Source organism: Bradyrhizobium sp. Bra64 (genome assembly GCF_024519875.1).
Taxonomy (GTDB): Bacteria; Pseudomonadota; Alphaproteobacteria; order Rhizobiales; family Xanthobacteraceae; genus Bradyrhizobium; species Bradyrhizobium japonicum_G.
This window is the reverse complement of record NZ_JALJRD010000001.1, coordinates 377,125-390,275: the sequence shown is the minus strand read 5'-3', so window position 1 is coordinate 390,275 and position 13,151 is coordinate 377,125. Positions and strand designations below refer to the sequence as shown.

The 13,151-nt window shown below is 65.9% G+C and carries 12 protein-coding genes; 2 read left to right on the top strand and 10 right to left on the bottom strand.

All coding sequences use genetic code 11. The annotated features are described in order from the left end of the window. Positions 1-15: 15 nt before the first annotated feature. Positions 16-717, bottom strand: a complete 702-nt coding sequence (locus NR187_RS01790) for an SDR family NAD(P)-dependent oxidoreductase (RefSeq protein ID WP_211381956.1) — start codon at positions 715-717, stop codon at positions 16-18. A gap of 222 nt (positions 718-939) precedes the next feature. Between NR187_RS01790 and NR187_RS01785 the strand changes: the two genes are divergently transcribed. Together NR187_RS01785 and NR187_RS01780 are read left to right on the top strand one after the other, a co-directional pair. Further along, positions 940-2,724, top strand: a complete 1,785-nt coding sequence (locus NR187_RS01785; protein WP_211381955.1) for an acyl-CoA dehydrogenase family protein — start codon at positions 940-942, stop codon at positions 2,722-2,724. A gap of 45 nt (positions 2,725-2,769) precedes the next feature. After that, positions 2,770-3,858, top strand: coding sequence for a Zn-dependent alcohol dehydrogenase (locus NR187_RS01780; protein WP_211381954.1), 1,089 nt, complete (start codon positions 2,770-2,772; stop codon positions 3,856-3,858). 12 nt (positions 3,859-3,870) lie between these two features. Here the strand turns inward: NR187_RS01780 and NR187_RS01775 are convergent, their stop codons facing one another. The 9 genes from NR187_RS01775 to NR187_RS01735 all read right to left on the bottom strand — a co-directional run bounded on the left by NR187_RS01775 (position 3,871) and on the right by NR187_RS01735 (position 13,150). Beyond that, positions 3,871-4,146 (bottom strand): DUF1488 family protein, encoded by a 276-nt coding sequence (locus tag NR187_RS01775; RefSeq protein WP_211381953.1) that lies wholly within the window; start codon positions 4,144-4,146, stop codon positions 3,871-3,873. Positions 4,147-4,223: 77 nt separating this feature from the next. After that, complete coding sequence (locus tag NR187_RS01770; RefSeq protein ID WP_211381952.1) at positions 4,224-5,693, bottom strand: AMP nucleosidase; 1,470 nt, start codon at positions 5,691-5,693, stop codon at positions 4,224-4,226. 111 nt (positions 5,694-5,804) lie between these two features. Next, entirely contained in the window at positions 5,805-7,139 is a 1,335-nt protein-coding gene (locus NR187_RS01765; RefSeq protein ID WP_211381951.1) for an HlyD family type I secretion periplasmic adaptor subunit, read from the bottom strand. After that, positions 7,136-8,881, bottom strand: coding sequence for a type I secretion system permease/ATPase (locus tag NR187_RS01760; protein ID WP_211381950.1), 1,746 nt, complete (start codon positions 8,879-8,881; stop codon positions 7,136-7,138). Before NR187_RS01760 ends, NR187_RS01765 begins: the two co-directional genes overlap by 4 nt. Positions 8,882-9,144: 263 nt before the next feature. Continuing rightward, the gene (locus NR187_RS01755) at positions 9,145-9,414 is read right to left on the bottom strand and encodes a GlsB/YeaQ/YmgE family stress response membrane protein (RefSeq protein ID WP_256805584.1); all 270 of its coding nucleotides are present in this window, start codon (positions 9,412-9,414) and stop codon (positions 9,145-9,147) included. A gap of 94 nt (positions 9,415-9,508) precedes the next feature. Beyond that, a complete protein-coding gene (locus NR187_RS01750) occupies positions 9,509-10,486 on the bottom strand; it encodes an ABC transporter ATP-binding protein (RefSeq protein WP_211381948.1) in 978 nt (325 codons plus the stop codon). After that, a complete protein-coding gene (locus NR187_RS01745; RefSeq protein ID WP_256805583.1) occupies positions 10,483-11,898 on the bottom strand; it encodes an amidase in 1,416 nt (471 codons plus the stop codon). Before NR187_RS01745 ends, NR187_RS01750 begins: the two co-directional genes overlap by 4 nt. Next, positions 11,895-12,092, bottom strand: a complete 198-nt coding sequence (locus NR187_RS01740; RefSeq protein WP_018321359.1) for a hypothetical protein — start codon at positions 12,090-12,092, stop codon at positions 11,895-11,897. Before NR187_RS01740 ends, NR187_RS01745 begins: the two co-directional genes overlap by 4 nt. Continuing rightward, positions 12,089-13,150 (bottom strand): ABC transporter ATP-binding protein, encoded by a 1,062-nt coding sequence (locus NR187_RS01735; RefSeq protein WP_256805582.1) that lies wholly within the window; start codon positions 13,148-13,150, stop codon positions 12,089-12,091. Before NR187_RS01735 ends, NR187_RS01740 begins: the two co-directional genes overlap by 4 nt. Position 13,151: the final 1 nt, after the last annotated feature.

Below are 13,151 nucleotides of genomic sequence, written 5' to 3'. Positions count from 1 at the left end.
CCCTCGGCAGCCCGTTTAAAACTTCTCAACCCACGGCCGCAGCTCAAGCTCCCAGCTCCAGGCGCTGCGCGGCTGTTGCAGCACGTTCCAATAGCTCTCCGCGATCGCGTCGGGATCGAGCATCGAGTCCGGCTTGTCGGCAGGCTCTGTGCGCGTCGTGCTCTTGATGCCGCCGTCGATGACGAAATGCGCGACATGAATGCCCTGCGGCGACAATTCGCGCGCCATGCTCTGTGCGAGGCCGCGCAGCGCGAATTTGCCCATCGCAAACGGTGCCGACTGCGCATAACCCTTGACGCTGGCGGAGGCGCCGGTGAACAGGATTGCGCCGTGCTTGTTCGGCAGCATGCGTTTTGCCGCCTGCTGCGCCACCAGGAAGCCGCCATAGCCGCTGACCGCGATCGCGTTCGCGACGTCGGCCGGAACGAGGTCGACGAACGGTCCGCGCGCGCGGCCACTGGCATTGTAGACGACGAGGTCGGGCGTGCCGATCTCGCGCTCGACCAAGCCGAACAGGCGCTCGACCTCCTCAGGCTCGGTGGCGTTGCAGGCATAGGCCTTGGCGCCGGTCTCGCTGCAGAGCGCACCAAGCTTCTCGATCTTTCGCGCGGCCAGTGCGACGCGGATGCCTTGAGCGGACAGCAGCCGCGCCAGCGAGGCGCTCAAGCCCTCGCCAGCGCCGACGATGAGGGCGATCTTGTATTTCGGGTGTTCCATGGCCTGATCTCTCGGAGACGGGAAGCCGCTGATCTATGCATCCGCCGAGCGGACAACCAGCCGGGACGATCACAATTCCGCAGAGCGAATTGCTCCCTCACGGCGATCATGCCTCCCCGACAATTTGCGGCTTTATCCGCTTTCGCGACTGGAGCATGATCGACATCATCCCAAGCGGCAAGCGTTAAGAATTGCCGTCGGGCGGAAACGAAGAGGACGATCATGCAGAAGCCGGTCCCAGCGCAGCCAAAACACGTCGCGGCCGCACCATCCGGACTGCTAGCGCCCGATACCAGCGGCATGAATTTCTATCGCGCCGATCCGGCACTCACCGACCTCTTGCGCATCCATCTGCCGGAGGCGCTGTTCCGTCACATCGAGCCGCATCTCGATCGACTCGGCGAGCTCGCCGGCGGCCGTCTCGACGAGTGTGCGCGGCTCGCCGATCATCACACGCCGGTGCTGCACCAGCGCGACAAGTTCGGCCGCGACGTGCAGTGGATCGAATACCACCCCGCTTATCGTGAATTGGAGAACGCCGCGTTCGGCGAGTTCGGCATCCACGCGCTCTCGATCCGCAAGGGCATCATGGGCTGGCCGGACAAATATCCCGTCGTCGCCAAGCACGCTTTCACCTTCCTGTTCAACCAGACCGAATTCGGCATGGGCTGCCCGATCAACGTCACCGACGGCTGCGCAAAGCTGCTGGCGAATTTCGGCAGCGAGGCGCTGAAGGCAAAATATCTCGACGGCCTGACCCAGACCGACATGAGCAAGCTGACGCAGGGCGGTCAGTTCATGACCGAGAAGGAAGGCGGCTCCGACGTCGGCACCCTGACCACGCGCGCGGTGCAGGAGGGTGACCATTGGCGCCTCCACGGCGAGAAATGGTTCTGCTCGAACGCCGACGCCAAGGTCGTGATGCTGCTGGCGCGCCCCGAAGGCGCCGGCCCCGGCACGCGCGGCGTCGGCCTGTTCCTGATGCCGCGCTTCCTCGACGACGGTTCGCAGAATCACTACCGGATCGTGCGCCTCAAGGACAAGCTCGGCACGCGCTCGATGGCCTCGGGCGAGATCAAGCTCGAAGGCGCGATCGCCTATGCGGTCGGCAAGCTCGACCGCGGCTTTGTGCAGATGGCCGAGATGGTGAACTCGTCGCGGCTCTCCAACGGGGTCAAATCCACCGCGCTGATGCGTCGGGCCTACCACGACGCGATGACCGTGGCGATGAACCGTGTGGTGTTCGGCAACCGCATCATCGACCTGCCGCTCGGCCGAAGGCAGATGTTGAAGATCATGCTGCCGGTCGAGCAGGCGCTGTCGATGAGCTTCCTCACGGCCGACGCGCTCGACCGCGCCGAGGGCGGCAGCCAGGACGCGGCGGCGCTGCTGCGCATCCTGACGCCGACCCTGAAATTCCGCGCCACGCGCGATGCGCGAAAGGTCTGCGGCGATGCGCTCGAGATGCGCGGCGGCATCGGCTATATCGAGGAATTCGCGACGGCGCGGCTGCTGCGCGATGCGCATCTCGGCTCGGTCTGGGAAGGCACCGGCAACATCGTCGCGATCGATGCGCTGCGGCGCGCGGTCGGCCGTCACGGCGCCGAATCCGCGCTCGCGGCCGATCTGCATGCCCGGCTCGACGACAGTGCCTCCGTGCCGCAAGCCTGGCGCGACCGTCTGCGCGGTCTCGTCGATCGCGCAGTCGGCTTTGCGCGCGAGGTGGCGGGCAAGGCCGACAACGAGGCCGATGCGCGGCGCGCCACCAGCCTGCTCTACCATGTCGCAAGCGCGGTCGCGCTTGCCTGGGAGGCGCATCGCATCCACGACATGCGCGGCGATGCGCGCCGGCTGCTGCTGTCGCGTCTGGTGATCGATCATCGGGTGTCGCCGAGCGATCCGTTCCGGCTGACGGAAAATGCGGTGCAAGCGAAGATCGCGGCACTGCTGCTCGGCGAGCGCGATGCCGGCATGAGCGAGGTTGGCGAACTGGTTCTGGCAGCGTAGGCTGCACTCCACGATCTAACCAAAAAACGCGACAGGGAGTGCTCGATGAAGGCCGCCGTCCTCCACGAAGTCAACAAGCCGCTGGTCATCGAGGATGTCAGCCTGCCGAGGCCGGGCCCACGCGAAGTCCTGATCCGCACCTCTGTCGCAGGCTTATGCCACTCCGATCTGCACTTCATGGAAGGCCTTTACCCGCATCCGCTGCCTGCAGTGCTCGGGCATGAATCGGCCGGTGTCGTCGAGCAGGTCGGCGCCGACGTCACTTACGTGAAGCCGGGCGATCACGTCGTCACCTGCCTGTCGGTGTTCTGCGGCACCTGCGACAATTGCACCACGGGCCGCACGGTGCTCTGCACCGACACGACGGTGAAGCTGCTGCCGGGCGTCTCCAATCGTATGCAATGGTCCAGACCTGAGAAGCTGCACCAGTTCCTCAATCTCTCCTCCTTTGCCGAGCAGATGCTGGTGCACGAGAACGCCATCGTCAAAATCCGGAAGGAGATGCCGCTCGATCTCGCCGCGCTGATCGGCTGCGGCGTCATCACCGGCTACGGCGCGGTCGTGAACACGGCCAAGGTGACCGCCGGCGAGACCGTGGCGGTAATCGGCTGCGGCGGCGTCGGCATGGCCGCGATCAACGGCGCACAGATCGCGGGCGCCGGCCGCATCATCGCCATCGACACCAACCCGGCCAAGCTCCAGCTCGCGACCAAGCTGGGGGCTACCGACATCATCAACCCCGCCGACGGCGACGTCGTGAAGCAGGTCCGCGACCTCACCAATGGCGGCGTACACCATTCCTTCGAGGTGCTCGGCCGCAAGGAGACCGCCGAGCAGGCCTTCGGCATGCTCGCCTCGGGCGGGACGGCCACCATCGTCGGCATGATCCCGTTCGGCCAGAAGATCGAGCTGCACGGCTTCGACTTCCTGCGTGAGCGCCGGATCCAGGGCTCGTCGATGGGCTCCAACCATTTTCGCGTCGACATGCCGCGGCTGGTGGACTTCTACCTGCGCGGCCGGCTGCATCTGGAGGACTGGATCTCGGCCAAGCTGAAGCTCTCCGAGATCAACGAAGGTTTTGCCAACATGAAGGCCGGCAAGACGCTGCGCAGCGTGATCATGTTCGACAGCTAAAGCACGCCGCGATCACCGTCCCAGATGTCGGGTAAAGATCCGCACCACATGGCCCCTGACCCGCGGCGCCTCGTCGTAGAGGTCTGACGCGATCCGCTCGATGGACTCGCGCAGCGACAGGAACTGCGCCTGTCGCGCGCTGCTTTCGGTGCCCTGCATGCCCGCAAGCTCGTCCATCGCGGCGTCGCTGATCTGGCACTGTACGACGTCGCCCTCGCTCAGCATGGTGAAGCGAAAGGCCAGCCGTTCGAGATCATGACCAATGATCTTGTCGCGCATCAGCGGCATGGAAAACGGTCCGGTCGGCCCCGCGCCGACAATGCCCAGGATTCCCCGGCTTGTCAGCCGCAAGGAGGTACTAGTCCCTACTGGAACGCGACTTCGGCAAAACTGCGGAGCTTTCGCGAATGCAGCCGCTCCGATTCCTGCTGCTTGAGCCGTTCCAGCGCCTTCAGGCCGATCTCGAGATGCTGCCCGACGCGGCGGCGATAGAACTCGCTGGCCATCCCCGCTAGCTTGATCTCGCCGTGCAGCGGCTTATCGGAGACGCATAGCAGCGTGCCGTAGGGGACGCGGAAGCGGTAGCCGTTGGCGGCGATCGCGGCCGATTCCATGTCGAGCGCAACTGCGCGTGATTGCGACAGGCGGCGGATCACCTCAGGCCCGCTGATCTCCCAATTGCGGTTGTCGACGCTGGCGACCGTGCCTGTGCGCATCAGGCGCTTGAGCTCGAAACCCTCGAGGCCCGTGACGTCTTCGACGGCGTCCTCGAGCGCGATCTGCATTTCGGCGAGCGCCGGGATCGGCACCCATGGCGGCAGCTCGCGGTCGAGCACGTGATCCTCGCGCACATAGCCGTGGGCGAGCACGTAGTCGCCGAGCCGCTGCGTGTTGCGCAGGCCCGCGCAATGGCCGAGCATCAGCCAGGCATGGGGCCGCAGCACGGCGACGTGGTCCGTGACGTTGCGCGCGTTGGACGGTCCGGTGCCGATGTTGATGAGAGTGATGCCGCGATAGCCGGGCTCGACCAGATGAAACGCCGGCATCTGCGGCGTCCGCGCGGGCGCGATGCCCGTTGTGGCGCCGCCGCTGCGCGTGATCACATTGCCGGGCGCGACGAAGGCGTCGAGGCCGGCTTCGCCGGACTGAAGCCGCTGCTGGCAGAGCTGCGCGAAGGCGTCGACATAGAACTGGTAGTTGGTGAAGATCACGAAGTTCTGGAAATATTCGGGGTCCGTGCCGGTGTAGTGGTAGAGCCGGCGCAGCGAGTAGTCGACGCGGGCCGCCCGAAACAGCGACAGCGGCTCGGGCGCGCCGGGCTGGAGCGCGAAGGTGCCGTCGGCGATGGCATCGTCCATGGTGGCCAAATCAGGCACGTCGAACGCATCGCGCAGCGACCGTGTGACGGCGGAGTTCTCGCTGGTGGTGATGGCGGCCTCAATGTTGATGTCGCGGCGATAGGCGAAGTGAACGGGGATCGGCTCGCTGGACTCGCCGATCTCGACCGGCACACCGTGATTCTGGATCAACAATCCGATCTGCTCGGTAAGGTAGGTCCGGAACAGATCCGGCCTGGTCACGCTGGTCTCATGCACGCCGGGCCGGGCCACGAAGCCGTAGGCGAGACGCGAATCCAGCCGCGCATGCGTCGCGGTGGTGACGCGGACCAGGGGATAATAGGCCCGCATGCGCGCCGTGATCGCTTCGCCGTTGACATAGGCCTCGAACCGGTCGCGCAGGAATTTCGTGTTGCGCTCGTAGATCTCTTCGAGCCGGGCGACCGCCGCGACCGCGTCGGAGAAGGATTCGGTGGCGATGGAGGGCGGGGTTTGCATGGTTCGACGCCGGGTTGCTGGGCTTTGAGTCGAACTATAGCAAGAATAGACCCGCGTCGTCATTGCGAGCTCTTCTTATCCTCCCCAGGAGGGCCGGGGAGGGCAAGCGCGTCACTTCTCCCGGAAGGCGCGCATGAACTGGTCGTGCAGCGGCTTCAGCAGATAGGACAGCATGGTGCGGTCACCGGTCTGGACGAAGGCTTCCGCCGGCATGCCCGGGATCAGCTTGGAGTCGCCGAGCTTGGCGACCTCTTCCGCGGATAGCGAGACGCGGATGGTGTAGTAGCTCTGGCCGGTGCGCTGGTCGGTGGTGACGTCGGGCGAGACGCGGCTGACGACGCCGTTGAGCTCCGGCGTAGTGCGCTGGTTGAAGGCGGACAGGCGCAGCAGCGTCTTCTGGCCGATCTGGAGCTTGTCGATATCGACGGGATTGACCTTGGCCTCGACCTGGAGGTCGTCGGCCTGCGGCACGATCAGCATCAGGGTGTCACCCGCGGTGATGACGCCGCCGACCGTGTGGACGGTCGATTGCAGCACCATTCCGTCCTGCGGCGCGCGGATGTCGACGCGGCGAAGCTGGTCTTCAGCCGCGACCTTGCGCTCGATCAGCTCGCCGATCTTGTCGTTGGTCTCGCGCAAATCCTTGGAGACCTCGCTCACCATGTCCTTGTCGACCTGGATGATCTGAAGCTCGGTCTCGGTGATCTTGCCCTTGGCCTGCGCGCGCGATGCGATGTATTGCGCGCGTTCTCCATTGAGGCGGGCACTGTCGCGCTCGAGCGTGGTCAGGCGCGAGATCTGGACCAGATGCTTGTCGTAGAGATCGCGGACACCGGTGAGCTCCTGCTGCACCAGCGAGATTTCCTTGTCCTTGGCCCTCTCCTGCGCGGAGAGGCCCTCGATCTCCTCGTTGAGCTGCTGGATGCGCTCCCGAAGCTGCGCCTTCTGGCCGGCGCGGCCGTTGACGCGGACGTCGAACAGCTTGGTTTCGGCGGAAAGAAGGTTCTTGACGTCGGGATCGTTGCCGCGATCGAGCAGCGATTGCGGGAACTCGATCCTGTCGACGCCACGCTGCTCGGCCTGGAGCCGCGCCGTGCGCGCCAGGGCGGCATCGAGATTCTTGGTGACGATGGCGAGGTTCGCCTTGGTGACGGTGTCGTCGAGCCGCACCACGACATCGCCCGCCTTGACGACGTCGCCGTCGCGGGCGCGCACTTCGCCGACCACGCCGCCGGTCGGATGCTGCACCTTCTTGACGTTGGATTCGACCACGATCTGGCCCGGCGCGATCAGCGCGCCCGAGATCTGCACGGTCGATGACCAGCCGCCAAGGCCGACGGCCAGAACCAGCACGATCGCGAGGCCGAGAAACAGGTGAAACCTGATGGATTCCCGCACGGTCCTCTTTGCTGCGGGCTTCGCGCCGCCGATGGCCATCGTGCTCATGCCTTGGCTCCGCCTTCGCTGACGATCTTGATCGGGGCCGGCGGGGTCACGCGCGGCTGGAGCACCTGGGCGAGCACCTGCTCCTTCGGTCCAAAGGCCTGCATGCGGCCGTCGCGCAGCACCAGGATCTGGTCGACCGCCTCGACGCCGATCGGGCGGTGCGCCACCACGATGACGATGGCGCCGCGCTCGCGCGCGCTGCGGATCGCGCGCGTCAGCGCCTCGTCGCCTTCGGTGTCGAGATTGGAATTGGGCTCGTCGAGCACGACCAGGAACGGGCTGCCGTAGAGCGCGCGCGCCAGCGCCACGCGCTGCGCCTGGCCTGCCGAGAGTGCGGTGCCCTGCTCACCGACCTGCGTGTTGTAGCCCTCGCGCATCTTGATGATCATCTCGTGCACGCCGGCCTCTTTCGCCGCGGCGATGATGCCGTCGGAGATGGCGTCGGGGTCGAACCGGCTGATGTTCTGCGCGATGGTGCCGCCGAACAATTCGACGTCCTGCGGCAGATAGCCGATGTGGCGGCCGAGCATGTCGGACGACCACTGGTCGAGCGCCGCGCCGTCGAGCCGCACCTTGCCGCGCACCGGCTGCCAGACGCCGACCAGCGCGCGGATCAGGGACGACTTGCCGGAGCCGCTCGGTCCGATCACTCCAAGTCCATTGCCGGCTTCGAGCGCAAAGGTGATGTCCTGCACGATGAGGCGCTGGTCGCCCGGCGGCACCATGGCGACGCCCTCGACGGCGAGGCGGCTGGTGGGCGCCTGCAACTGGGTCGGCATCGTCTGCGCCGGCATCTGCTCCAGAAGACGGCTCAGGCGGTGCCAGCTCTGGCGGGCCGCGACGAAGGACTTCCAGTGGGCAATCGCAAGATCGACCGGCGCGAGCGCACGCGCGGAAAGGATCGAGCCGGCGATGATGATGCCGGCGGTCGCCTCCTGGTGGATGACGAGATAGGCGCCGACCGCGAGCACGGCCGATTGCAGCATCATGCGCAGCACTTTTGCGACCGCGCCGAGACCGCCGGCGACGTCGCTCGCACGCTGGTTGCCGGCGAGGTATTTTTCGTTGGCCTCGCTCCAGCGCTGGTTCATCCGGCCGGCCATGCCCATCGACACCATGACTTCGGCGTTGCGGCGGCTGGCCTGGGCAAGATCGTTGCGCTGGGCGGCGAGCCCCATCGCGTCGCGCGCCGGCTGGCGGGACATGAACTCGGTGACCAGCGTCAACCCGACCAGGATGACGGCGCCGACCAGCGCGGTGACGCCGATCATGACGTGGAAGGCGAAGCAGATGGCGAGATAGAGCGGCAGCCAGGGCAGGTCGAAGAACGCGCTCGGTCCCATGCCGCCGAGGAAGGAGCGGACATTGTCGAGATCGCGCAGCGGCTGAAGGCCCTCGTTGCGGTTGCCGACAAGCAGCGGCAGGCGCACGATGGTGTCGAACACACGCCTGTTCAGGGCCTCGTCGAGCGCGGTGCCGATCCGGCCCAAGATCCGGTTGCGGATCATGTCGAGCACGCCCTGCGCCATGTAGAGGAAGCTGGCGAGGACGATCAGGCCGACCAGGGTCGGAATGCTGCGGCTCGGCAGCACCCGGTCGTAGACCTCCAGCATGAAGATCGACCCGGTCAGATAGAGCAGGTTGATCATGCAGCTCATCAAGCCGACGCCGACAAACGCCGTGCGACAAGCGCGCAGCGCGTCACCGAGTTCTGAGCGACGAACGCCGGGTACGGCTGCCATCAGTCTGATCTCTTTCGGGTGGGGGCCAAAGCCCCTGATTTCAAAGGCAATTTCAGGAGTAATCGACCCGGATTAACATCGCGTTTTCGGCCCTCGTCCAACGCGGCTGAATCAATCCGATCCCCTGTGGGGGCACATCACCCCCTGATGGCCCCGCGCGCAAGTCCGGAATCACACAGTCTTGCGGCTTTTTCTTGCAGACATGTCACCCCTCCCCGGGCGGGGAGAGGTCGAAATCTTGATCAATTGAACCCGGGGCGCCGCTACAACCGGCCGCCGCCGCGTACCAGCCGCACCACCAGCAGCAGGATGACCGCGCCGATCGCGGAATAGACGATCTCGGACACCAGGCCGGTGCCGATGCGAATGCCGAGCTTCGGGAACAGGAAGCTGGCCACAAACGCGCCGGCAATGCCGATTACGATATCGCCGATGATGCCGAAACCCGCGCCCCGCACTACCTTGCCGGCCAGCCAGCCGGCGACCAGGCCGACGAACAGGATGACAAGCAGGCCTTCATTGGAAATGTACATAAGTGAGGTCCCTCTCCGTGAACCGTCCTATGGAACCGGAACGGGGATGAATGACGTGTGAATGTTCCCCCGCTGCCAGATTGCCGTCCAGGTATCAGGAGAGCGCGGGGACCGGCTCCGCCAACACACATCGTGCCGCCCGGCTCGGCCCGATCTCCACGTTCTCGGGCAGTTGCTCCAGGCAGCGCGGCTGAGCCACCGAACAGCGGGGCGCGAAGGAGCAGTTGTGGGGCTTCTCGGCCAGCGAGGGCGGGGTACCGGGGATGGTTTCGAGGCGCTGCCCCCGCTTGGCGCCGTGGATGGTGGAGGCGAGCAGGCCCTTGGCGTAGGGGTGCACCGGGCTGCGGACGATGTCGCGCAAGCTCCCCTGCTCCACGATCTGGCCGGCATACATCACCGCGACGCGGTCACAGATCTCGATGGCGACACCGATGTCGTGGGTGACGAAGATGACGGACATGCCGAACTCGCGTTGAAGCTCGCGCAGCAACAGCAGGATCTGGATCTGCACGGTGGCATCGAGCGCCGTGGTCGGCTCGTCCGCCAGCAGGATTTTTGGTCGGCAGGCGAGCGCCAGCGCGATCATCGCGCGCTGACGCATGCCGCCGGACATTTCATGCGGATAGGCGTCGAGGCGACGCTTCGCGCTGGGAATGCGCACGACCTCGAGCATTTCGAGCGCCCTCGCCCTGCCCTCCGCATAAGACTTGCCTTCGTGACGCACCACGCTTTCGGCGATCTGCGCGCCGATGGTGTAGACCGGATCGAGCGCGAGCGCGGGTTCCTGGAAGATCATCGACACGGTCTGGCCGCGGAACGACGAGAGCTGCTCGTCGTTCATGGCGAGCACGTCGCGGCCCATGACATTGACCTTGCCCGAAATCTGCGTCCGCTTCTTCGGAAGCAGCCGCATCAGCGCGCGCAAGGTCACGCTCTTGCCCGAACCGGACTCGCCGAGTAGGCCCAGCACCTCGCCGTCGCCGAGCGAGAGGCTGAGATCGTTCACTGCATAGACCGTGCGTTCGCCGGTGAAGCGGATGTTGAGGCCTGAAATCTCGACGAGCTTTGTCATGACGGGAGTTTCGGCAGCCTGTCGTGATAGTCGGTGACGCGCTGGAATGCGGCGCCGATGGTGAGCAAGGTCGCCTCATCGAAAGAGCGGCCGATCAGCTGCATGCCGATCGGCAGGCCGCTTTTGGTGAAGCCCGAGGGCACGGTGAGCGACGGCAGGCCGAGGAAGTTCACCGGGCGGGTGAACAGCGTCAGCCGCTGCAACAGCGCCGGCGCGTTCGGTCCGCCACCGACGTCGCTTTCGTCGATCGTCGGCGCCGGCACCGGCGAGGCCGGCGCGATCACCGCGTCGACCTTCGCCGTGGCCGCATTGTGCGCGGCGAGCGCCGGGCCGCGCCAGCGCATCGCCTCGAGATAGGTGATGGCGGGAACCGCGAGCCCGTTCTGGAGCCGCATCAGGACCTGCGGGCCGTAATCCTGGGGCCGCTCGATCATCCAGCGCTTGTGGAAGGCGGCAGCTTCCGCCGCGAGCACGAGCTGGCTTGCCGCCGACAATTGCCGCTGGTCCGGCAATTCGACCGTGACGATGTCGGCGCCCTCGCGCTTGAGCACCGCGATGGTCTCGTCCAGCACGCGCGCGACCTCGCTGTCGAGATCGTCGACATAGAAGGACGCGGGCACGCCGATCTTCAGGCCTTTGAGCGACCCCCTGGTCGCGCCGACATAGTCCGACAGCGGTTCGTGGCTACAGGTCGAGTCCGCAGGATCGGGGCCGGCCATCAGCGCCAGCAACAGGGCACAGTCTTCGGCAGTGCGGGCGAGCGGACCGACCGTGTCGAGCGATTGCGACAGCGGCATCGCGCCGGCACGGCTGACGCGGCCGACCGTGGTCTTCAGCCCGGTGACACCGCAGAAATGCGCGGGCATGCGAATCGAGCCGCCGGTATCCGAGCCGAGCGCCGCGTAGGTCAGCCGCGCGGCGACCGCCGAGCCGGAGCCGGACGACGAGCCGCCGGTGATATGCGCGACGTTCCAGGGATTGCGCACCGGGCCGTAATGGGCGTTGTGGCCGGTCGGACCATAGGCGAATTCGGCGAGATGCAGCGTGCCGAGCCGAACCTGACCGGCGTCCTTCAGCCGCTGCAAGGCGGTGGACGTCACGGTCGGCACAAAATCGCGGCGGATCAGCGAGCCGCAAGTCGAGACCTTGCCGGCGTCATAATACATATCCTTGTGCGCGAGCGGCACGCCATGCAGCGGCCCGCGAACCTCGCCTTTGGCGAGCTCGGCGTCGGCAACCTCGGCGGCCTTCAACGCTGCCTCTGATTCAATCGACATGAAGGCGTTGAGATGCGGTTGCCATTGCGCGATGCGGTGAAGCAGCGCGCGCGTCACCTCATGGGAGGACACCTGCTTCATCGCGAGCGCGCGCGCGACCTCGGTGAGCGTCATCAATGCAGGCTCGGTGCTCATTTCGACACCTTTTGCGTCTGCGCGATCGGATAGAGCGCGGGCTCGAGATCGAACGGCAGCGTGCCGGCGATGGCCGCAAAGCCCTCGAAGGCCGGCCCGATGGAATTGGAGATGCGCGTCGCGATCTCGTCATCCACGGGGACGCCGGCGATTTGCGCGATCGGCTTGATCTCTTTTGGTGTCGGTCTCGTCATGCGGTCTTCTCCCTGGGCGCGCGGCTGTGGCCTGAACCCGGAATTACCATGTAGCACGCGGCCTCGTGGCCCATTGTATCGAGCGCTGTGAGCTTTGGTGTCGCATTTGCGCAGAGCGGCTCCGCAAACGGGCAACGGGTGTGGAAGCGACAGCCCGACGGCGGATCGATCGGATTGGGCGGATCGCCCGTGATCGGCGGCGTCTCGGTGCGCCTGTCCGGGTCCGAGGACGGCATCGCGGCAAGAAGTGCGCGTGTATAGGGATGGGCCGGCTGGTCCCAGACCTGGTCGACCGGACCAAGCTCGACGACCTCGCCGAGATACATCACCAGCACACGATCGCTGATGTAGCGCACGACGTTGAGGTCGTGGCTGATGAAGAGATAGGTCAGCCCGAACTCGCGCTTGAGGTCGGCAAGCAGGTTGAGCACCTGCGCCTCGACGGATTTGTCGAGCGCCGAGACGGCTTCGTCGAGGATCACCAGCCGCGGCGACAGCGCCAGCGCCCGCGCGATGTTGACGCGCTGACGCTGGCCGCCGGAAATTTCATGCGGATAGCGATTGGCGAAGTTTGCAGGTACCAGGCCGACCTTGCCGAGCAGCTCGCGCGCCAGCGCACGTGCTGCGCCGTCGGCCATGCCGTGGACCTTGGGGCCGAAGGCGATGGATTCCTCGATCGTCAGGCGCGGATTGAGCGAGGCGTAGGAATCCTGGAACACCATCTGCATGCCGCGGCGCAATTCGCGCAGCGACAAGGACTGACCGACGGCCATGCCGTCATAGATGATGTCGCCGGTGTCGCGCGGCATCAGATGCATCAGGAGCCGCGCGGTGGTCGACTTGCCGCAGCCGGATTCTCCGACGATGCCGACCGTCTCACCCTTGGCGACGGAAAACGAGACATTGTCGACGGCGCGCACGGTGCGCTTCGCGGCGAAGAGCCCGCCACGCACGGGGAAGTGTTTTGTCAGGCCGTTGACCTGGAGCAGCGGCTGCGCGACGCCGCCAAGGTCTTCGATCGGCTCCAGCATGGCGAGGGAAGCGTTGGTATCGCTCATG

Excerpts from the sequence above, each read along its gene's own strand:
- NR187_RS01790 (WP_211381956.1), bottom strand. The coding sequence starts at position 717 with ATGGAACACCCGAAATACAAGATCGCCCTCATCGTCGGCGCTGGCGAG.
- NR187_RS01785 (WP_211381955.1), top strand. The coding sequence starts at position 940 with ATGCAGAAGCCGGTCCCAGCGCAGCCAAAACACGTCGCGGCCGCACCA.
- NR187_RS01780 (WP_211381954.1), top strand. The coding sequence starts at position 2,770 with ATGAAGGCCGCCGTCCTCCACGAAGTCAACAAGCCGCTGGTCATCGAG.
- NR187_RS01775 (WP_211381953.1), bottom strand. The coding sequence starts at position 4,146 with ATGCCGCTGATGCGCGACAAGATCATTGGTCATGATCTCGAACGGCTG.
- NR187_RS01770 (WP_211381952.1), bottom strand. The coding sequence starts at position 5,693 with ATGCAAACCCCGCCCTCCATCGCCACCGAATCCTTCTCCGACGCGGTC.
- NR187_RS01765 (WP_211381951.1), bottom strand. The coding sequence starts at position 7,139 with ATGAGCACGATGGCCATCGGCGGCGCGAAGCCCGCAGCAAAGAGGACC.
- NR187_RS01760 (WP_211381950.1), bottom strand. The coding sequence starts at position 8,881 with ATGGCAGCCGTACCCGGCGTTCGTCGCTCAGAACTCGGTGACGCGCTG.
- NR187_RS01755 (WP_256805584.1), bottom strand. The coding sequence starts at position 9,414 with ATGTACATTTCCAATGAAGGCCTGCTTGTCATCCTGTTCGTCGGCCTG.
- NR187_RS01750 (WP_211381948.1), bottom strand. The coding sequence starts at position 10,486 with ATGACAAAGCTCGTCGAGATTTCAGGCCTCAACATCCGCTTCACCGGC.
- NR187_RS01745 (WP_256805583.1), bottom strand. The coding sequence starts at position 11,898 with ATGAGCACCGAGCCTGCATTGATGACGCTCACCGAGGTCGCGCGCGCG.
- NR187_RS01740 (WP_018321359.1), bottom strand. The coding sequence starts at position 12,092 with ATGACGAGACCGACACCAAAAGAGATCAAGCCGATCGCGCAAATCGCC.
- NR187_RS01735 (WP_256805582.1), bottom strand. The coding sequence starts at position 13,150 with ATGAGCGATACCAACGCTTCCCTCGCCATGCTGGAGCCGATCGAAGAC.